This window comes from Clostridium pasteurianum DSM 525 = ATCC 6013 (assembly GCF_000807255.1).
Taxonomy (GTDB): domain Bacteria; phylum Bacillota; class Clostridia; order Clostridiales; family Clostridiaceae; genus Clostridium_I; species Clostridium_I pasteurianum.
This window is the reverse complement of record NZ_CP009268.1, coordinates 208,634-230,791: the sequence shown is the minus strand read 5'-3', so window position 1 is coordinate 230,791 and position 22,158 is coordinate 208,634. Positions and strand designations below refer to the sequence as shown.

Here is a 22,158-nt window from a genome sequence, read left to right as displayed (position 1 = left end):
TTCAAATAAGTTTATTTTAATTTAAGTTTAGCCAATGCTTCTGCCAATGCTGAATTAATTGGCTCATCATTTTGTTTGTTCTGTTGTTTCATATACCTTGATACATCCTTTTTAGAGAGCTTTGTATTATCTTTTTTCTTTCTTTCATTAAAAGCAGAGAGTTTTTCTCTATAGCCGCAGCTGCATACAAATATCTGTCCTTCTCCCTGTCCTCGTAATTCTAATTTTTTATGGCATTCAGGACATCTTGCATTTGTAACTCTTGCTATTCCCTTTCTATAACCGCATTCTCTATCCTGGCAAATAAGCATCTTTCCCTTTTTACCATTTACTTCTAACATATATTTACCACATTCAGGGCATTTAACTCTGGTCATATTATCATGTTTAAATTTTTCTTCACTGTTTTTAATCTCATTTACTATTTCTTTAGAATAATTTTTCATTTCATTAATGAATGTATTTTTATTTAAAGAACCCTTTGAAATAGCACTCAACTTTTGTTCCCATTTAGCAGTAAGAGTAGGTGATTTTAGTCCCTTAGGTACTAGCTCTAAAAGCTGTTTTCCCTTTGAGGTTATATGAATATCCTTACCTTTTTTCTCTATGAGAAAAGTGTTAAACAATTTTTCTATTATATCCGCTCTTGTAGCAACAGTACCAAGTCCCCCGGTTTCACCTATGGTCTTTATCAAATCCTTACTCTCATTATTCATGTATTTTGCTGGATTTTCCATAGCAGAAAGCAGTGTTCCTTCATTAAACAGTGCTGGCGGTTTAGTCTTCCCTCTAGTATCAACAATCTTACTAACCTTTAACACATCATCCTTATTTATATTAGGCAGCATTTGCTCTGAAATATCATCTTCAGAATGTTCTTCCTGAAAATTATTTTCATATACCTCTTTGAAACCTTGAGATTTAATAATCTTACCCTTGGCAATAAATAGTTCTTCACCAATTTTTGCCTTTATAGTAGTCTGTTCATATTCAAAAGGAGGATAAAGTACAGCTAAGAATCTCTTAACTACTAAATCATATATTTTTCTCTCTTTATCACTTAAGGAACTCAAAGCAACAGACTGTTCTGTAGGAATAATAGCATGATGGTCGGAAACCTTACTATTATCTACAAAATGCTTACTTCCCTTTATTGGATTCTTCAGTACTCTAACAGTTAATTTTGAATAGGGACCTACACCGCAGGCTCTAACTCTATCCTTTAAAGTATCTACCACATCAGAGGATATATATCTTGAATCTGTTCTTGGATAAGTTAGCACCTTGTGACTTTCATATAGCCTTTGCATTAGAGAAAGTGTCTCCTTTGCAGAATATCCAAATATTTTATTGGCATCCCTTTGAAGTTCCGTTAGATCGTATAATTGAGGTGCATAATTCTTTTTGTGAGTTTTATCCACTTCAATTACCGTAGCATCTTTATTTCTAATAGAGGTAAGTATCTTATTTACCTTTTCCCTGTCAAAAGTTCTAAAGCTTTTGCTGTTAGAATCCTGCCAGGATAGTTTAAGCCTATTTGCTTCAGCAGTTATTCCATAAAAATCTTTTGGTTTAAAATTCTTTATTTCTTCTTCTCTCCTGGCAATTATAGCAACAGTAGGGGTCTGAACTCTTCCACAGGAAAGCTGTGCATTAAATTTACAGGTTAGTGCCCTAGTTGCATTCATACCTACAAACCAATCGGCTTCTGAACGTGCTACTGCTGAAGCATAGAGATTCTCATAATCCCTGGCATTTTTTAATTTATTAAAACCATCTCTTATAGCCTTATCTGTAACCGAGGAAATCCAAAGACGCTTTAATGGTTTTTTCACATGTGCCTTTTCTATTATCCATCTTGCAACAAGCTCTCCTTCACGTCCAGCATCTGTTGCTATAACAATTTCATCTACATCTTTTCTATTCATCTGAGTTTTAACTGCATTAAATTGTTTCCCGCTCTGTTTTATAACTACAAGCTTTAAGTGATTTGGCATCATTGGAAGATCTTCAATTCTCCAGGTTTTATATCTTTCATCGTAAGCCTCTGGATCAGCTAAGGTAACTAAATGTCCCAACGCCCAGGTAACAATATATTTGCTGCCTTCTATAAATCCACTACCCTTTTTACTGCAATTTAAAACTCTTGCTATATCTCTTCCCACTGAGGGTTTTTCCGCTAATACTAATGTTTTATTCATTTTAAACATTCCTTTCAAATAAACAACTGTAATAATAGTATCACAAGTAAAACACATTGTGAACTTAACTAAATAGAAAAATGAAGCCTTAAATAAGACTTCATTTTAAACTGTTCACATACATAATATGTTAACAGCCTTTAATATCTACATTTTTTATGAATGAGATTTCTATTCTATCTATCATGCTTTTTATCTTTAAGTTCCTCTAGTTCTTTATGAGTTTTTTGATTTACTTTTTTATTGTTTTTGTTATTTTTATCTCCCTTATGAGACATACTATTTCCCTCCTTCTATACCTGATCTTTAGTTATATAATATAATTCTGCCCTCATTAAATAAAACTTAAGCCAAACATTTGCAAGATTACAATAATAATTTAACCTAAATATGTTAATTATATTTATAGATTAATCTATTTTTTATCTATAATTCTACTCTACATAACCATTAATTTATAAAATTTTTATTATTTAGAAAGGAGAATTTATAATATATGCTGTCATATTTATTTTATATAATATTGGGATTTATATCTGGTATTCTCAGCGGATTATTTGGAATTGGAGGAGGGACATTAATAATACCTGGTTTAATGTACATAATGGGCTTTAGTCAGCTTATGGCACAGGGAACTTCTTTGGCTATACTGCTGCCTCCAGTTGGTCTTCTAGGATTCTTAGAGTATTACAAAAATGGAAATGTAAATATAATTGCAGGAATTCTCATATGTATTACTATGTTTATAGGTACAAAATTTGGAGGAAGATTTGCTAACAATCTTCCTCAAGGAATTATGCAAAAAGCCTTTGCCGTATTTTTAATTTTAATAGCTTTAAAAATGTTTTTTGGAAAATAAAATTTTATTTTGAATTCAATTCTATTATCTTTAATATTACATCTACAGCCTTATCCATGGTAAAGGTTGGTATAAATTCATATTTACCATGATAATTATGTCCCCCAGTGAATATATTAGGTGTTGGAAGTCCCATAAAGGATAATCTTGCTCCATCGGTTCCGCCTCTTATAGGCATTACTATTGGAGTAATCTCCAATTCCTCCATTGCCTTATAGGCTATATCTACAATATATTTTACAGGTTCTATTTTTTCTTTCATATTGTAATATTGATCTCTTAACTCCAGAGTAACAATTCCTTCACCATATTTTTTATTTAAAAATTCTGCTGAGGAAAGCATTAGTTTCTTTCTCTCTTCAAACTTTTCTCTATTAAAGTCCCTTATTATAAAATAAAGTTCTGTTTCCTCCACTTCTCCCTTAATGGAAATAAGATGATTGAATCCTTCATGGCCTTCTGTGTATTCCGGTCTTTCATTACAGGGAAGCATATCAATAAATTCTGAAGCTATGTGCATGGAATTTATCATTTTATTTTTAGCTGTGCCAGGATGAACATTTCTTCCTTTTACAAATATTTTAGCAGCAGCCGCATTAAAATTTTCGCACTCCAGTTCACCAATAGGACCTCCGTCTACAGTATAGGCAAAATCTGCTCCAAACTTTTTTACATCAAAATGATCTGCACCTTCGCCTATTTCTTCATCTGGAGTAAATCCTATCTTTATAGTTCCATGAGGTATCTCTGGATGCTTAACAAGATACTCCACTGCAGCCATTATTTCAGAAACTCCAGCCTTATCATCTGCTCCTAAAAGTGTTGTTCCATCTGTAGTTATAATATCTCTTCCAATATAATTCTTGATTTCAGGAAAATCCTTTGGTGAAAGTATTATATTTTCTTTTTCATTAAGTACTATATCATTTCCATCATAATTCTTAACTATCTTGGGATTTACATTTTCTCCTGTCATATCAGGACTTGTATCCATATGTGATATAAATCCAATGGTTTTTACCTCTTTATCTATATTTTTGGGCAAAGTCGCCATTATATATCCATTTTCATCCATAGATACATCCTCAAGACCTAATTCCTCTAATTCACTTTTTAATTCTCTACCCAATACTAACTGACCCTCTGTGCTGGGTGTGGTTCCTGTAGTTTCATCGGACTTAGTATTGAATTTTACATATTTAAGTAGTCTATCTACTGCACTATACATAAATTCCACCTCCTGAAAATATTCTACACTATAAATTTTTTAACCTTATCCGTTAAATCTGAAGCTGAATGCCTCACTCTCTCAGCATGGTTATTAACTTCCTCTGCTCCTGCCAGCATTTCTTCAGAAGAAGCAGCTATTTCCTCTGAAGAAGCAGATACTTCCTCTGCCACTGCTGATACATTTTGAACTTTATCTAAAAATACTCTTCTTATTTTCCATAACTGATCCAAGAGAATCATTGGCTTCATTCATTAAGGAACTTATATCCTTTACCGCATCTATTATATCATAAAGAATTATAATTGTATTATTTGCTGATTCTGCCTGGCTTTCCAGCACATCACCTACGCCGCTGGAAGTACTTTTAACTTCATTGGTTTCACTATATATTGATTTAACTAATTGTATTATTTCATGAGAAGAATCCTTAGACTGCTCTGCAAGTTTTCTCACTTCTTCTGCCACTACTGCAAAGCCCTTACCATGCTCTCCAGCCCTTGCTGCCTCAATAGCTGCATTAAGCGCAAGAAGATTGGTTTTCTCAGATATATCATTAATAACATCAGTGATACTGCCTATTTGTGAAACAGAGCCAGAAAGGTTATTTACTTTTTCCAAAACAGCATCAAACTTCTCCTTCACCTCACATATATTTTGTATAAGTAAATTAATCTCTTCACTACCTTGTTTTGCTTTTTCTTCACTATCTTTTATTTCGCAATTAACTTTAACAAGTCTATTATTGGTTTCTTCTAATTCCTTTGTAAAATCAGACACCATATTTACCACATCCATTAAATCTTCCGCTTGTGAGGTAGATCCTGCAGCCACATCCTGAATGGCATTTGAAACTTCATTTACAGAAGTAACCATTTCACTAGAATTTTTTGAAAGTATATTAATATCTTCCCCTATAGAAACAGAAGTATTCTTTACCTCTGCCACAGACCCTCGAACACTTTTAATGGTATTATCTAACTTTCTTGACATATGACCAATTTCATCCTTGCTTTCTGAATGTACATTTATTGTAAAATCACCTTCAGAAAGTCTATTCATGGCTTCTGAAACTTTTATTATTGGTGCTGAAAGCCTTTTAGTAATAATAAGTGATAAAAGTATACTTGATATTATAGCTATTAGAGAAAGTATAACTGTAGTTTTCAAAACAGTATTACTTGTACCCATAAGTTCAGACTTACCTATAGTAGCTACAAATATCCATCCAAGGTTTGAATCATAGTCGTAAGCTGCCAATTTATCCTCACCTTTATATGTATACTCTATAGTTCCCTTTTTATCCTTAAGAATTTTATTAGCTGCATTTACATTTAGAAAATTCTTGTTAAATATCTCTCCTTTATCCTTATGAATTATCATAGTACCGTCATTTTCAACAACAAACACTCCTCCTGTTTTACCAATAGATATACTATTTATAAGGTTTTGAGACATATTTGTCAAATCAATGGACTGAAGTAAAACACCTTGAAATTGGTTGTCCACAAAAATAGGTTCAGAAATAACTATCACAGGATTTCCTGTACTTTGGCTTTTTTTCACTGAAGATATATATGTTTTACTATCTTCCTTTGCTTTAATAAAATAATCATTTTTTGCAAGATCCATATTTTCAAGAATTCCTGAAGCATCTACCGTACATTTTCCATTTTTATCGGTCAATGCAATATTTGCATAATAGGAAAAATCCTCTTTTGTACTCTTAAAACCATCTTTAATATTATTTTTTAAAGTATCATCCTTCTTAGAATTATTAATCGTTTTCATATAATTTCTTATTATAGTATTGGATGAATCCTTTTTACCCATAGCAGCTATGGTATTAATCTTGTCCTGTATAGAAATTTTACTTAAATTTTCTTGTACCCTTAGTGTGTCAAAAGCAGAATTTATATTTGACAATCTGGTCTGAAAATAATTAATAGTACCAATTATTAAAATGGGAATTAGTGCAAATGCTAAAAAACATACCATAAACTTACTTCTTAATTTCATGAATTCTTCCTCCTTATAAATGTCTACACTTATTATATCGAAGTTTTTAAAACAAAGTTAACATAAATTTGTATTTTTGCATCATTTTATTATTAATATATATAATATTTTCAATATTTATGTAAAATACAATCAAGGGTGAAAAGTTATAAATTAAGACTTCACCCTCAATTGCTCAATTAACACAATTATTTCTTTCAAAAAATTTAATTTAAAATTTTTATACTTTTAGCCATGGATATTATGTTATTTTCATTATTTTTATAAAAATCCGGCTTTACTAATCCGTATACATCATAGTGATTTCCCTTTTGAATAACGATCACATGCATAAACTTTCTTTCTCCATCATTTCCTGTAACAACAATCCCTTTCACTCCATCCTCTGTATAAAAATCTTCTACCTTTTTTCCTTCCGATATATATTGTTCTCTTTCTGAATCAATATATCCATCTGGAGCTTTTTCACAAAAAGTTCTTATGTCATTACCATCTTTATAATAAATAAGTGCACCATCCTGAGTTTCGCTTTCTATAATTCCTGTCCATTCTTTCGGATACTCTATTCTGTAAGCAAATCTGGCATTTATATATGCATTTTTTGAGGATACATTAGCAGAATTCTCTTTAGCTTTGTCACCTACATTATTTACAGAAACTGATTCCACATTTTTTTCTTCCTTTACTTGTGTTTTACTATTATTTTTATCACAAGCTAACAAAATAAATAGAGTTAATAATAAAAGCATAATTATTCCCATAGTCTTTTTACTATTCAAGCGGATCACTCCTCTGAAAATCATGCTTAAAGGTACCTGAAAGTAAATATTAAGTCAAAATGCTGCTATCCAGTATTTATTTGAAGATACCTTAAGCTATTATCTTCTTAATTCCAAGATGTTTCAGCCTGGACCATAGACGTTCCATAGTCTTTTCAGGATTTCTATAGAACTCACTGGCTCTTATCTTATGAAAAGTCCATCCCACTCTCTCTAATGTCATTTGACTTTCATGACCTGTTTCCCACTCTTCAATTCCATTCCATTGTCCATCATCACACTCTATAGCAACTCTACTATTATTATCCTCTACCACAAAGTCAACCTTGTAATGTTTAAGGCTTGCATCTGTTGTTATACTGTATCCTCTTTTACTTATCATTCTAAATACTTCTTTGTGAAAATCACTTTCAAACATATACTGTGTCTCATTTTTATTACCTTCTAATCCATAAGGATCTAGACAATATCTTAAAAGTTTTGTTCTTACACAATCTGGATTTAAGTTTTCTGTACTTATAGAATAAAATAACCAAAGTTGATTTCTTGCCCTGCTTACCGCCACATTGAATCTTCTTATATCCACCTCCCTGGTCAGTGCTGTAAATCTTACATTGTCCCCTACTACCATGGACAAAAATATTATATCTCTTTCATCTCCTTGAAAAGAATAAGCATCTCCGCACAAAAGCTTTCTTTTCATAATTTCTTTTTCTCCAATCTTTTCTCTTATCATGTTTTCAATTATTTCTGCCTGAGCATCTCCCAGTAATGATACAACTCCCATAGTCATACCATCATATCTTCTATCATTACAACATTTAAATATTTGTTCTGCTAAAGCTTTAGCCTCATTTATATTTATATTTTTCAATTTATCTTTTAGTCCATCCATTACCCTTATAGCCTTTATTGGAGAATTGAATACTTCCCCTTTCTTAGGATGCCTTAAGGGAACTATTTCTCCAGAATAACATAGAGAATTACTGAAACCTATTATTTCAGGCAGACATCTAAAATGTTCTTTTAACAAAAGCCTATCAGGAAAAACTCTAAGAGCTGTGTTATAAAGGCTGGTTTCCAAATCAAACCACTCTCTATGGGGTATACCCTTTAAATATCTATCTATCAAGCCGTTTACTGTTTCCTGATCTATGCCTATAGCCTGAGGACTTATCTGATTATCATCTCCTACAATTACAGCCCTTTTAGCTCTAAATAATGCACAAATAGAAAATATATCACTTTGACTGCTTTCATCAAATATTATCACATCAAAAGGAGTATTATTCAATTTTATATTTTCAATAACCTTGTTTAAAGGCATAATCCACACAGGTATGCAATCTTTACATATTTCCATTTCCCTTTGGGCTATACTTCTATATTTATCTGCAAACTTTCCCTTTCCTCTTCCTATTTTTTTCATTGCCTGAAGCCAAGCATAAAGGCTTCTTCTTTGAATATCAGTAGTATTGTTTATCTGATTGTACCAGGACTTTTTAGCTACCAACTCTTCTATTAAAATTTTTTCCTTATTCTTCTCTTCTGACAATAATCTTTCTATGAGTTCCGGCCTTACTTTATGAACTTTTTCCAGCATACTATTATATTGTCTCCATTTCCAAGCCATGCTTAAATCTTTAAATTTATTTCTTTCCTTACTTTCATAAAGCTTTATAGCAAACATAGGAACTAACTTTCGAAGCTTTTCCATATATAAATTTATCTCCTGGATATCCTTGTACAATTTTTTCAGCCTTGCCACTTCTGTATAACTTTCTTCAATGGCTTCTATATCCATTTTTTCAATGGCATCTCCAAGTTTTCGCAGTTCAAATGAACTATTGCAAAGTTTTTTTATATTGTTTATATATGACTTGTGCTCTTTATAATCATTTATATATTTCAAACTCATTATACCTTTTTTAAGATAGGTGTAAGTCTTCTCTTCATACCAATTTATCTTATTTAAAAAAGTTATTTCTCCAAGTATATTTATAATCTTACTCTTGAAATCCATATTCCAGTCAATAACCCTGCCTAATCCCTTTACACTTTCCTCCAGAACCATCATGGAATTAGCATTAAATACTTTAATTTCAAATGCCCCATAATCTTTCATGGCACCATTCCATAAGCTCTTAAATTCCTCCTCTAGAGCCAGCTTCTTTATACATATGTTTAATATTTCAGCTTCATCTCTGGAGACTATGGGATGCAGATCTACAAAACAATTATTAAATATATAGTCATACTCACTGTGCATTACTCTAAATACTTTAGTTATCTTACCTCTAGTTTTTATAACATCATATATATATTGAAAATCCATCTTAAATTTATTAAAGTTATCTATTTTAGGAACCTCCACCTTATGCACAGTAAGTCTTCTCTGTAATTCTGAAAGTTCTGTGATAAAAAAATTACTCTTCACATATATATGTTTTATTACAGGTCTCATAACTTCACTGGTATAATAGCACCTCATAACTTCTTTCAGCCAAGAGCCTTCTATTTTTTTCATACTTTTTTCAGCTCTTGTCAAAACCCCTATAAGTTCTTTGTAATTTACACGGTTATCATATCCCAGTGACCAATCTTTTAGATTATTTTTATATTCTTTATAATTTACATCTATATCCTTAAAATTATTTATTTTTACACATATATCATCAAAATCTGGAATTTCAGATAATACATTAATCATACTATTTACCTTAACTATATCTTCTCTTTCAATAGTATTCAAAAGATGTACCAATCGAAAATACTGCTGCTCCGTTAAAGGACAATTATTTTCAATTTTTATATCATCTTCTATCCATGAATATTTTCTTTCATTTAATCTTACCCATTTTGCTATATCCATTAATTGACTTATAGTCCCCTGAAATTTCAATTTTTTGTTTTCAATACATTCAGCTTCTTTTAATTTATCATATAACTCCTTTTGTCTGCTCTTACAGCTATCCAATTGTTTTTTAAGAGGTATACTTTCTTTTCTTATACTGTCTTTATCCATAGAAAGGTTTTCTGTTATTATTCTTACAGAATCATCCAGTTCCTTAAGTGCCTTTGTATCATCTCCAAGAATACTCATGCAAAGGGGCCTTATTCCCTTAGGAATATTTTTTGATAATACTTTAAGTGCCCTCCCCGTTTGACTTGTAACTAAAACTCTTTTACCATGGGCTAAGAGATGACATATAAGATTTACAATGGTATGACTTTTTCCCGTACCAGGAGGTCCCTGAACTACCACCCCAAAATTTTCAGATAACTTTGTTACTATTTCCTTTTGTTCTTCATTACTGGAAAGTGGAAATAAAAGATTTCTGCCCATTTCCTTCCACTGTTCTTTTACCTTTAAAGGTTCCTCTATTTTTTCTGAAGACACAAGAGCTTCTATAGTAGATGGAATTTTATACCCATAATCTATTGATTTTATAATATTTGTCAATTCACTATGCCAAAGTCTGGAATCAGTTTTTCTTATTATAATTCCAGGGGCATTATAGAATACAGGATATTTTGATAAATTAATATTATCAATGCTTGTATCCTTTTGGAACTCACCTTCTGGATTTATATCTGCACTCAAATAATGGGCTATTTTAAGTAATAGCTTCTCCATTTTATTTAAATCTCTTAAATCTACAACAGAATTTTCTATAATCCCTTTTATCCCTAAAAGTTTATCTATATTTGGAATATCTATTCCAGCAAAGATATCAAACTCCATCTTCACTCTTCCATCATAGGGTCTTAAAAAGAAAATTCCTCTTTCCGCATCAAAATAAAGCTCCATTTTAGTGGAAAAAAGAGGATGTACAATTTTTTTATCCCCTATTTCCCAAGCAAGTATATAGTTTCCCCAAACAATCTCAAAATTTTCTTCATTGTTATCCAAAGAGAGATATAACTGAAAAAATTCATCATATAAGTCTTTGCTGCTGCTATCTATGTAAAACCAATTATTCTCTTCTTCCTGCACACTTGTAACTTCTTTATCCACCACATTTAAATTTTTCTGCCAATAGATCTTTTCATACTGACTAATATTTCTTATTACATCTTCGTCCATGTTCTTTATGCTCAATAGATATGAAAACAAATTTTTTATCTTTGTCCTACAATTCATATTTATCACCTCTTAAGTTTCTCCTATTACCATCTAAGAACTATTATACCATATTTTTCTAAATATATTTAATAAAATTTCATACAAATTTTCCTCAAAATTTACATAGTATGTTCTATTTGGTATAATTATTGTCGTAAATTAACTATATGGGAATATACTAAAAGGAGTATAGCAATGCCAAATATATTAATAGCAGAAGATAATCCTATTCAGAGAAATAATCTTATAAAAATGTTAAAGAATATCATTATAAAAGATATAAATATATACGAAGCAGAGGATGAAGCCTCAGCCTTAAAAATAGCCAATACAGAAATTATAGATTTTTTCTATATTGACATTTCTTTAAAAAATTCTTCTGGTTTAAATCTAGGTTTAAACTTAAGAAATATAGATAGATATCGTTTAAGCTGGATTGTCTTTATAACTACCCATAAACAATATATACTACCTGCTTTTAAAGAAATTCATTGTTATGATTACATAATAAAACCTTATGATAAACAAAAGGTTAAGGATATGACTATGCTGATTATAGACGATATCAATAAAAAGCATAAGAAAGAAATCAAAGCAAGAGAATACGTTCTATTTGACTGTAATAAACTGAGCATAAAGGTGTATTTGGAAGACATATTTTTTATAGAAGTACGTATAAGAAATGTAATTATACATACCACAAAAGGTTTATATGAAATACACAGAACTTCACTAAAAAATATTATGAAAAAAGTATGTAATGATTATATAGTTCAATGTCATAGGTCTTATTTGATGAATTTAAAACGTATAGAAAAAATAGAAAAATATTCATACAACTCATGGATAGTATCTTTTTATGATTATAAAGAAAATGCTTTTATAGGTTCAAAATACAAAGATATTATTGATGAATACATGTATAGCAGAGAAAACAAAAAAGACAAGCATTGATAATATATTATTATAAAGCCTAAATTAATAATACATTAAAGGCGAATATAAAATTGAAAGGAAGTGACATTTAATGTGAATCATGTTATTTTACTGCTGATATTTGTAAGTATTCCATTGCTAGAATATACAGCCATTACAATATTATATAAAACTTTAAGCAACAATAAATTCATGCCAATAAGGGATATTTTATTTATAATAATTGTAAGCACCGAAGTAATTGTTTTGCGGTTGATAAATTTACAGGTGAGTATATTTATTAATTGTATATTTATAATATTAATGTTAAAATTTATATATAATGAAACTATTTCAGAATCTATTCAATATTTTCTAGTAATTCAATGTTTGGATTTCATTATAAAGTTTATATTTAATTTACTCATAGAGCTAATACAATTTAAATTTAAAATAAGCAGTTATCATATAAATTTTCTGGCTGAACTAAGCCTTCTAATAACTATAATTGTTATATGCTATCTATTACCATTAAAGATATACTACATTGGATATAAAAAGATGCTAAAATCGGGTAATTTTATAATATTTAACATAATATTTTATATAGTTATACTAAAATTACTATTAATTTTTAATTTTAATATTATAAGCAATTATTCTATACAATTATCCATCATTTCAATAATATATTTTTTTATAAGTATATTATTTGCTATTTATAATTACAAATTGAAAGAACAAGGCATGACTTTAAAAACTTATGAAAAATATAGTCCTATTGTTTCTGACTTAATAGATGACATAAAATCAAGACAGCATGATTTTAAAAATCATATAAATACTATATATGGTATTATTCAAACTACAAATGAAAAAGATTTAAAATATCAATTAGAAAACTACATAACTTCCTTGAATAAGTCATTAACAGTATTAGATGAAAATATAAGTATAGATCATAAAGTTGTAGCTGCTATTATATACGTAAAAACCAACATTGCAAAAACTGAAAATATAAATTTCATCTACAACATTGATTGCAGTTTAAATGATATTCCACTGCAGGATTATGAACTGTCAGAAATATTAAATAATCTTTTGGACAATTCCTTTAAAGCTGTTAAAAATGAAGCCTATAATAATAGAACTGTTAAATTAAAAATTGACTCTTCTACTACAGATTATTTAATAGAAACTGAAAATAACGGTTTAGTTTTAGATCCAAATAAAGTAGCCAAGATATTTAATAAAGGCTTTACTACAAAGAAAAGTGTTAATCATGGTTATGGTTTATATAATGTAAAAAAGATAGTTGAATTCTATAATGGTAGAATTCAACTAAATGTAGATGATGGTTGGATAAAAATTTCTTTATATATACCTAGGTAACAAATTACCTAGGTATATACATCAAATAAAATAATGTTTAGAATTAGATAAAAATTTATTTATTTTATCATAAATACCTCCACCATCTATATCTGATAATTCTTCATCTGTTAACTCTTCTAATTCATTAAACTCCTTAGTTTCTTCCATACATAACCTCTCCTCATTCTTTTATATAAATATTGATTTGTATCATTTTTTATTAAAATCATATATTAAAATATAATATACGTAAACACATTGGTCATTAAATATAAATTTCTGTACATGAAAAATTTTTATATTCTATAAAATTACTGTAATTTTATTAAATTAAGTTATAAAATCTTTGTGCGTTTTTGTTCTCAGGATTAATAGATAATAATTTTTCATAAGCATTTTTTGCATAGGTATAATTTTCTAGCATGTAATTTGCATATGCATATGCTTCTAACATTTCTTCATCTTTACTGCCCATATCAAAAGCTCTTGATAATGCCATTTCTCCAAGTTGCAAATTCCCACTTTCTATGAATTTTTTGCCTTACTTAAAGCAAAATTATAAGAGCAATATTTGTTTTCAGCATACAAGCTTCCTCCATGAGTAAGCTTAGTATTAGAACATCCTCCTAAACATATATTTCCATATTTACATTTACCACAAGTCCCCTGCAACTTTTCTTTTTTCATACCTCTATTCCAGCTAAAATTATCAGGATTTTCCCATATATCTTCCAAAGAAGCTGTTCTTATATTTCCCTCTACAAGAGTTTTATCACGCACAGAGGTACAACCTACAATATCTCCATTATTTAAAATTCCTAAAGTATATTTACCTGCACTGCATCCAGTCCATGTATATCCATCAATATTTGAACTATGTTTTCTAACTGACGCTTCTTTCATATTAAAATATCCCATACAATCCGCTAATTGTATAACTATTTTATTTTCCATTGTTGTTCTATAAGCAAAATCTATTACTTTATCTACTTGAAACGGTTGTACAACAAGATCTGAGTTTTTAGACATATTTCCCATAGGAAGGGCTAATTGAAGCTGCCATGACACTACACCTTTTTCAATTAAAATATCCTTTAATTGCTCTAATTCTTTTATATTTATATTGTTTATTGTAGTAATAACAGAAGAAGGTATATTCTTTCTTCCTAATAAATCTAACGCCTTCATATCTCTTTGAAAAGATCCTTTTTTTCTCATATTGTCATGAGTTTTTTCTAATCCATCAATACTAATAGCAATAGTGTTAATTCCACCTATTATTGCCTTATCAACTATGTTTTCATCTAATAGCCATCCATTAGTGATTAAAGTTGGAATTATATTATTTTCATTTAATCTCTTTGCAATCAAATAAAAATCTTTTCTTGTAGTAGGTTCTCCACCAGATAGAGTAATCCATTTAAGTCCAAGCTTTCCTAAGTCATCACTTAATTTAAAAGCTTCTTCAGTGCTCAACTCGTCTTCTAATGGCTTTTCACAGCTGGAACCACAATGTTTACACCTCATGTTACATCCCATAGTTATTTCCCATACAGCAGTAACTGGTTTATATTCCATATGTATTTCCCCCTATTATTTCATTGAAAATTTTATTTAGTATTTTATAAAAGGAAATGACTTTTCAGGTCATTTCCTTTTATATTATTTGTCTGTAATAACTGGTTGAACTGCATATAAAGCAATTATGCCACCAAAAGGTGATTTTATTGGAGTAATGCTATATAATGGGCGTATGTGTATGGAATTTAATCCATTAGTTAAGCTATCATTGTCCAAAAAAGCACTTCCTCCTGTTATATTTAGTAATTGTTCATCTGTTAAATTTTCATTTATCATAATATTCCCTCCAAAATTAATTTATATATTAACCTTCGGCCGAAAGGTTATAGCAAAATAATTGTAAATTTTTACAATATCAATCTTTAAGATTTATCTGTTTCATCAAATAATAAAGTATTTTTTCTTTTCTAGTAATTATATCTATTTGACTTGTCATTCCTGGTTTAATATCAGCTTTTTCTCTTTTTCTATTGTATAAAGGCTTATTATATATAATCGCTTCTGCAGTATAATAGCTTGTACTATTATTTTGATTTACCTTTGCATCTGCACTTAAATTAGTTATTTTTGTATCTATACTTCCATAATCGCTGTAAGGTAATGCGTCAAAATTACAGCGTATGTTTTGTCCCTTTTTTATATTTCCTATATCCTTATTGGCAATATATATTTGAATTTTATATTGAGAGTTATCTATAGGAAGCATAGTAGCTATTTGTGTTCCTGCTTGCAGTAAATCTCCCTCTTTAATTTCATTTAAACTATTTATTATCCCATCACTGGGAGCCTTTACAGTACATTGAGCTATATTTATATCAATACTTTTAATATTGTTATTATCTTGGTTTATCTTAGATTGAGCTGCTTTAATATTTGTATCTATTTGAATTAAATTATCATGCTTATACTCCTCAGAAGATGTATATTGGCTTCCATTTTCCTGACTTAAGGATGGTGCACTCTGAATTTCCTTTATTTTTATTTCATTTTGTTCTTTACTAGAATTTATATTTTGCATAAATTCTAATTTATATTTTGATAAATCTTGATTTGCACTATCTATAGCTATTTTGGCGTTATCTAGTTGACTTTTATTATTAATTTCACTTATTTCATTATTTTGATCTATTTGACTACTATTTTGCATATTTTGTGACGAAGTTTGTTTTTTTTGTTCATATATCTGCTTTTTAAGTGCATTGTATTGATTTAGTGCATTATTTATTTTTCCCTGATACTGCTGGATATTAATCTGATAACTTTGAAGTTGATTACTATAAGAACTGTTATCTCCAAAATAATTTTTGTTATCATTTATTGATTTTTGTAGTAAATTTAATTTTAATATCTGATCCTGCAAATTCTGAATTTGAACCTTGACAGCCTGTGCACTATTATTTATATCTCCAATACCTTCTGTATATCTAACGTATCTATTATAATATTCCCTTTCATCATTCGAATTTTCATTAAAATGATTTTTCCCATCTGTAATACTATTCTTTAATTTATTTAAATTGTTTACCTCCACATTTTGAAGCTTAAGATCCTCTTCCAGTCCAGCTTTTTGTACATCTAAATTTGTATGATTAATTGTATAAAGTATCTGATCTTTCTTTACCTTATCACCATCTTTAAAATTTATAGAAGTTACTTTTCCAGCAGCTTCATTTGATACTTGTATAATTGCTTTGTTAGGTTCCACTATCCCATTAGCTTTTACTACAATTTCCTTTTCACTAAAATAAGACCATATAAATGCTAATAACAGCACAGCTATCATTATGTAAATAAAAATTCTTGTAAAGGGATGAGGTCTTGATTCTAATACTTCTCTACTGTCAGTTATATCATCTATATTTTGAAGTATGTATTTCATATTTGATTTACCTCCAGTCTTTTAGCTGATGCTACTTCTTCTAGTGCTTCATAACCCGGAAGCTGTTCTTTCCAAAGTTTAAAATATTTTCCTCCTTGTTTTATAAGTTCATTATGACTTCCACTCTCAATAATTATACCCTTATCCATAACATATATTTTATCGCATCTCATAATAGTACTTAATCTATGTGCTATTATGATAGTAGTGAAGTGATATCCTTACTGAATTCATTTATTGTGTTTTCAATAGCTTTTTCTGTTATAGAATCCAAATTACTTGTGGCCTCATCCATTATAAGTATTTCTGGCTTTTTGAGTATTGCTCTTGCTATGGCGAGTCTTTGCTTTTGACCGCCTGAAAGGTTAGATGCATTTTCCTCCAACAAAGTATTATATCTTGTAGGCAGTGAATTAATATAGTCATTTATTTGTGACTTTTTACATGCCTCTATCATCTCTTCAAAAGTAGTTCCCTCAGCTCCAAAACTCAAGTTTTCCTTTATAGTACCGCTAAAGAAAAATACATTTTGTGATATGTAAGCTATCTTATCCCTTAAGGCTTCAATATTAATATCTTTAATATTATAGCCATTGATTAAAACTTCTCCATTTTCACATTGATAAAAATTCATAAGCAGTTTTGAAATAGTAGTTTTACCAGAACCACTTTCTCCTACTAGTGCTATTTTCTCACCAGGTGCTATACTTATATTTATATCTTTTAGCACCAATTGCCTTGTACCATATCTAAAATCTACATTTTTTAATTCAATCTCTCCCTTTAAAGTTGAAGGAAATATTTTTTTATCCTCATTTTCACTTTTTTCAAGCTCTAAATCCAATATTTCACCTAATCTGTCTGCAGCAACTATGGCGGTTTGAACAGTTGGCTGAAGATTTATAATACGCTGAATAGGATCTAAAAAATATGCAAGCAGTGCATTAAAAGTCAAAAGCTGACCTATAGTCATATTTCCTCTTAACACTTCATAAGCTCCTATCCAAAGAATTATCGTACCAAAAATAGTTTGTACTGCTGTTTTTACAGAGCCTTGAATATTACTTATAAATCCATTATTAAATACACTTTTTATTAGCTTTATAAATCTCTTTTCCATTTCAAAGTTAACTTTTCTTTCACCATTAAAAGCTTTAACTGTCTCTATACCATTTAGGGATTCCACTAGATAAGATGTAAGACTTGCATTGTCTTCCATTGTTTTTTTATTAACTCTTTCAATAGAACTATTAAAAACCCAGACTATAATTAAATATAAAATTACAGGAACTATTGTGATCCCAAACAGTAAATGATTTTCAGTATAAAGTATAGCTCCACCAAAGATAACCATTAACGTATCTATCATAATAGTAAGAGTTGCCCCTGAAATAGCATCTCTTATCTTTGAAGCATCATTAAATCTTGAGATAATTTCTCCTACTTCTCTTGTACCAAAAAAGTTCATAGGAAGATTTACTACATGATTATAATATCCAATCATTAATGGTATATTTATATTCTGCCCTAAATATATGAGAAGCTGAGTTCTAAAAGCATCCAATAGTACTTTGAATACATTTAGACAAATAACACCTATAGAAATTTCTATTAATGTTTTAGATAAATTTTGTGGTATTATGGTATCCATGAGCGATTGAAAATAAAAAGAAGCTAATATACCAAGGGTAGTAAGTACCAAGGAAGCAAAAAATATATTTGTAAGCAATCCTTTTTGTGGTTTTAACAATCCAAAAAATCTTTTAAATACTCCCTTATCTTCATTACCTTTCTTAAATTCAACAGTGGGTGTCATTAATATCAATATTCCTGTCCAAATTTTAAAGAAATCTTCTGGTTTATATTTAACAATACCCTTTTCAGGATCTGCTACAACAATTTCTTTTTTATGTATTCTATGTATTACTACATAGTGAGGAAATTTTTTATCTATAATGACATGAGCAATAGCAGGGATTGGAAATTCACTAAATATATCCTCTGACTTATTTACCTTAACTCCTTTAGCAGTAAATCCAATTTTTTCTGCTGCTTTAATAATCCCATAAGCACTGGTTCCCTGCCTATCTGTTCCCGCAGTTTCTCTTATTTTAGATATTGATATTTTTAAACCATATTGTTTAAAAATTGTAGCTAAGCAAGCGCAGCCACAATCTTTTGCGTCATGCTGTTTAATGCAAATATATTTTTTAAATAGGTTTTTCAAATTTTATAGCCTCCTATTATTTCAACTTTAGTGTATTTAATCTAAATTTATTATTAGCATAAATCTAAAAAAATTAAATAGATTAGGCATGAAATCCCTATTTTTTGACACAAAAAGTTTTTAATGTCAAAACATCCATGTTTAGTGTCAAAAGTATTTAAATTTAAAAATTTTTAATTTACAATGTGAATGTGCTCAAGATTAGTTATTATGAATTTCATAATCCACTTTAGTACATAAAGATTAAATTTATTTGGAGGGATTAAAATGAATGAATTAACTATGGATCAACTAGAAAAAATTGATGGTGGTAATAGACTTTCAACTGCCGTTAAAGCTGGAAGTTTAGTGGCAAATCTATATTTTAGTAGAGTATTCACATATGGCAATACTTCTATACCTAAGTATATGTTAGATTATTACAACACTGGATATGTATAAAAAATAGGAAAAAAGAGTCTAAAAGACTCTTTTTTCTTATTAATTATGTGTATAATATAATGAATTTATATTATATATTAAATAAGAGGTGTTTAATATGAGAAATTTCACAAAAAATATAATTAATAAATTAAAGACTGATTTAAAAAGTTTGGAAATTGAAGGACCTGAAAAAAATCCTAAAATAATAAAAAGAGATATAATGAAATTATTGTTGGAGTTATTAACATGGTTAGGAAGCTAATTAAAATTTAACATTAAAAAATACACATAAAGTGCATTATAATATTCGTAGTATTAACTTTCACAAGAGAAAAACTATTTTTAAAGTAGTCATAAGTATTTGTAGTGCTTGATAAAATTCAATATCTTGAAGTTCATCACCTCATCGATAAAAAATCCACCTACGGGATGTTTCTTTGCTTTATATATTAAAAATTTAGGCTTATGCTTTTATTTTAATGTGCGAAAGTTTAGATATTAATATAGATATCCAATTTCATAAATAAATATTAATAACTATAAATGGCTTATTGTCATTGTTTAAGAAATATAAAATTTATATTTCAACTCAAAAATATTATTTATCACTTTTATTTATTTTATCTCCATTTGAATTATATATAATATCTATTATACCCCCAATGCCAGCACCAATAATAATTCCCCAAACAACATTTTTAAATACAACACCAAAAATTATACCTAATGCAGTACCATAAAAAATCCCTACATTTTTTATAGACTTTTTTTCTTTATTTGTCATAACTCTTCCTCCAAAATATTAATTTTTCAAAGATATTATTTTATTCCAACTACACCATTACCTTTATTCCTTTAGTAATTTTGAATACATCTATATTCTAAATTGAAAAATTCTAAATTGAAATACTTTGGACACTAAACATCGATTTTAGGGCATTAAAAACTTTTTATGTTAAAATTTTCATGTTTACTTATAAACCTATTTACATCTAAAAGTTTTTAATTTACAATATATACATATATTTAAAATTAATAGTGCATAAATCTAATAATTAATTTTAACAAACATATAAATATTGGATCTCTTATATAATATTTCAATTGCAAATTTTTATTAAGGAAGTGTTAAAATGACTAATACAAATAATAATTTTGACGAATATAAAAAAATATTAAATAAAATTTATCTAGAAATAAAAAAACCTCGTTATATATCCACCTATAACAAAAAAGATTTAGAAAACATCATCAACAAAATTGATAACACTAATCATAATGGCGATGCTGACTTGTTAAGTAAAATAAAGGAAAATATAAGCAATTTAAAGTTTACTGGACCTGAAAAAGATATGGAAAAAAATAAGAAAGATTTATTGTCTGCAGTACGCCAACTAATAACTTGGCTGGGATAGTAATTTATATTAAATACATAAACCATATTTTTACTCAATATGTATTTAATTCGTACTATCTTTTTGATACAATAAGTTAAAACCTAAAATTTATTTACAGGAGGTTTTGCCCCTATGCTGAAAAACATTTTTATGGACAAAGACTTCAAGCTAAGGTCAGGCTGGAAAATAACTATTGTATTTATGGTTTTCTTTGCCTTAACACTGTTAACCCAAATAGTTATTGGAACTGTCTATGCCCTGTCCAAATTTTTATCAAATCCAAGTTTAATGAGTAATCCCAATAAGATTATTAATACCGTAAATTTCAATTCGTTTATAATCTTTATATCTACGCTATCTCAATGTATTTGTATGATAATCAGTATATTTATATTTTGGAAAAAGTTCGATAAAAAACCTATAAAGAATATTGGCTTAATTAATATAAGACGTGGTTCCAGAGATCTTATACTGGGATTAATCTTTGGAGGAGTAGCTTTAACCTTAGTATTTTTTATATTGTACGCAACTGGAAATATAAAGCTTATAGGTTCTTTCTATAGCCCCAATTTTAGTATATCTGCTTTAACAGGACTTATATTATTTATTTTTGTTGGTATAAATGAAGAAATGTTTGCAAGAGGTTACTGCTTTACAGTGCTCAGACAATCCACTAACAAGTGGATAGCAATTGTGGTATCATCCATTATATTTGCCGCTATGCACTCCTTTAATGCTGGAATCAGTTTTCTGGGCTATGTAAATCTATTCTTATTTGCCCTTTTAGCTCTGTATATGGCTATCAAATCAAAAAATTTGTGGATGTCCATAGGCTTTCATACAACCTGGAATTATTTTGAGGGTAATGTATTTGGATTTCTTGTAAGTGGTAATGAGACTAATGGAATATATACTGTTAGAAATACTTCTTCCAATATAATAAATGGCGGCAGCTTTGGCCCTGAAGGTGGACTTACAGTTACCTTAGTAATTATTATAATCTTTATTTTTATATGGAAGTTTTATACTCCAAAATCAACTGTAGAAAATACTTATATATAAAATAACAAAGATAATATTGCAAACTATATTATCTAATATTAAAGATCTATATGCACCTAAATAATTTTAACTATCAAAAAACTATATT

At 28.9% G+C, this 22,158-nt stretch carries 19 protein-coding genes and 1 pseudogene; 7 read left to right on the top strand and 13 right to left on the bottom strand.

All coding sequences use genetic code 11. From position 1 onward, the window contains the following. Positions 1-11: 11 nt before the first annotated feature. Complete coding sequence (locus tag CLPA_RS01040; protein ID WP_003440585.1) at positions 12-2,201, bottom strand: DNA topoisomerase III; 2,190 nt, start codon at positions 2,199-2,201, stop codon at positions 12-14. A 496-nt stretch (positions 2,202-2,697) separates the two neighbouring features. Here CLPA_RS01040 and CLPA_RS01035 point away from each other — a divergent pair, with 496 nt between their 5' ends. Next, entirely contained in the window at positions 2,698-3,060 is a 363-nt protein-coding gene (locus tag CLPA_RS01035) for a sulfite exporter TauE/SafE family protein (RefSeq protein ID WP_003440583.1), read from the top strand. Positions 3,061-3,064: 4 nt separating this feature from the next. Here the strand turns inward: CLPA_RS01035 and pepT are convergent, their stop codons facing one another. From pepT to CLPA_RS01015, 5 genes are all read right to left on the bottom strand, one after another. After that, positions 3,065-4,288, bottom strand: a complete 1,224-nt coding sequence (gene pepT, locus CLPA_RS01030) for a peptidase T (protein WP_003440580.1) — start codon at positions 4,286-4,288, stop codon at positions 3,065-3,067. A 23-nt stretch (positions 4,289-4,311) separates the two neighbouring features. Then, positions 4,312-4,530, bottom strand: coding sequence for a hypothetical protein (locus CLPA_RS21495; protein WP_243444604.1), 219 nt, complete (start codon positions 4,528-4,530; stop codon positions 4,312-4,314). Next, positions 4,481-6,307 (bottom strand): methyl-accepting chemotaxis protein, encoded by a 1,827-nt coding sequence (locus CLPA_RS01025; protein ID WP_243444603.1) that lies wholly within the window; start codon positions 6,305-6,307, stop codon positions 4,481-4,483. Before CLPA_RS01025 ends, CLPA_RS21495 begins: the two co-directional genes overlap by 50 nt. Positions 6,308-6,513: 206 nt before the next feature. Further along, positions 6,514-7,095, bottom strand: a complete 582-nt coding sequence (locus CLPA_RS01020) for a hypothetical protein (protein WP_236900402.1) — start codon at positions 7,093-7,095, stop codon at positions 6,514-6,516. Positions 7,096-7,177: 82 nt separating this feature from the next. Continuing rightward, positions 7,178-11,230, bottom strand: coding sequence for an AAA domain-containing protein (locus CLPA_RS01015; protein WP_003440571.1), 4,053 nt, complete (start codon positions 11,228-11,230; stop codon positions 7,178-7,180). A 177-nt stretch (positions 11,231-11,407) separates the two neighbouring features. Between CLPA_RS01015 and CLPA_RS01010 the strand changes: the two genes are divergently transcribed. Then, positions 11,408-12,166, top strand: a complete 759-nt coding sequence (locus CLPA_RS01010; protein WP_003440556.1) for a LytR/AlgR family response regulator transcription factor — start codon at positions 11,408-11,410, stop codon at positions 12,164-12,166. A gap of 708 nt (positions 12,167-12,874) precedes the next feature. Continuing rightward, the gene (locus CLPA_RS20995) at positions 12,875-13,519 is read left to right on the top strand and encodes a sensor histidine kinase (RefSeq protein WP_158380935.1); all 645 of its coding nucleotides are present in this window, start codon (positions 12,875-12,877) and stop codon (positions 13,517-13,519) included. A 21-nt stretch (positions 13,520-13,540) separates the two neighbouring features. Here the strand turns inward: CLPA_RS20995 and CLPA_RS21815 are convergent, their stop codons facing one another. The 6 genes and pseudogenes from CLPA_RS21815 to CLPA_RS00985 all read right to left on the bottom strand — a co-directional run bounded on the left by CLPA_RS21815 (position 13,541) and on the right by CLPA_RS00985 (position 19,188). Then, on the bottom strand, positions 13,541-13,669 hold the full coding sequence (locus CLPA_RS21815) for a hypothetical protein (RefSeq protein WP_257786226.1): 129 nt from the start codon (positions 13,667-13,669) through the stop codon (positions 13,541-13,543). A 157-nt stretch (positions 13,670-13,826) separates the two neighbouring features. Then, positions 13,827-14,000, bottom strand: coding sequence for a hypothetical protein (locus CLPA_RS21490; RefSeq protein WP_236900365.1), 174 nt, complete (start codon positions 13,998-14,000; stop codon positions 13,827-13,829). Between the two features lie 26 nt (positions 14,001-14,026). Further along, a complete protein-coding gene (locus CLPA_RS01000; RefSeq protein WP_051035227.1) occupies positions 14,027-15,079 on the bottom strand; it encodes a radical SAM/SPASM domain-containing protein in 1,053 nt (350 codons plus the stop codon). An 84-nt stretch (positions 15,080-15,163) separates the two neighbouring features. Next, a complete protein-coding gene (locus tag CLPA_RS00995) occupies positions 15,164-15,358 on the bottom strand; it encodes a hypothetical protein (protein ID WP_003440548.1) in 195 nt (64 codons plus the stop codon). A 79-nt stretch (positions 15,359-15,437) separates the two neighbouring features. After that, positions 15,438-16,961, bottom strand: a complete 1,524-nt coding sequence (locus CLPA_RS00990) for a beta-barrel domain-containing protein (protein WP_003440545.1) — start codon at positions 16,959-16,961, stop codon at positions 15,438-15,440. Further along, a pseudogene (locus tag CLPA_RS00985) lies at positions 16,958-19,188 on the bottom strand (peptidase domain-containing ABC transporter). Before CLPA_RS00985 ends, CLPA_RS00990 begins: the two are co-directional and overlap by 4 nt. 267 nt (positions 19,189-19,455) lie before the next feature. On the opposite strand from CLPA_RS00985, the gene CLPA_RS20990 reads away from it, so the two are divergent. Together CLPA_RS20990 and CLPA_RS20985 are read left to right on the top strand one after the other, a co-directional pair. Then, on the top strand, positions 19,456-19,629 hold the full coding sequence (locus CLPA_RS20990; protein WP_155760344.1) for a hypothetical protein: 174 nt from the start codon (positions 19,456-19,458) through the stop codon (positions 19,627-19,629). Between the two features lie 97 nt (positions 19,630-19,726). Then, positions 19,727-19,873, top strand: a complete 147-nt coding sequence (locus CLPA_RS20985; RefSeq protein WP_087946533.1) for a hypothetical protein — start codon at positions 19,727-19,729, stop codon at positions 19,871-19,873. 336 nt (positions 19,874-20,209) lie between these two features. Here the strand turns inward: CLPA_RS20985 and CLPA_RS00980 are convergent, their stop codons facing one another. Beyond that, a complete protein-coding gene (locus tag CLPA_RS00980; protein ID WP_003440522.1) occupies positions 20,210-20,395 on the bottom strand; it encodes a hypothetical protein in 186 nt (61 codons plus the stop codon). A gap of 349 nt (positions 20,396-20,744) precedes the next feature. Here CLPA_RS00980 and CLPA_RS00975 point away from each other — a divergent pair, with 349 nt between their 5' ends. Both CLPA_RS00975 and CLPA_RS00970 read left to right on the top strand, forming a co-directional pair. Then, positions 20,745-21,026, top strand: a complete 282-nt coding sequence (locus CLPA_RS00975) for a hypothetical protein (protein ID WP_003440519.1) — start codon at positions 20,745-20,747, stop codon at positions 21,024-21,026. A 114-nt stretch (positions 21,027-21,140) separates the two neighbouring features. Then, positions 21,141-22,070: a CPBP family intramembrane glutamic endopeptidase gene (locus CLPA_RS00970; RefSeq protein WP_003440516.1), complete on the top strand. Its 930-nt coding sequence runs from the start codon at positions 21,141-21,143 to the stop codon at positions 22,068-22,070. Positions 22,071-22,158: the final 88 nt, after the last annotated feature.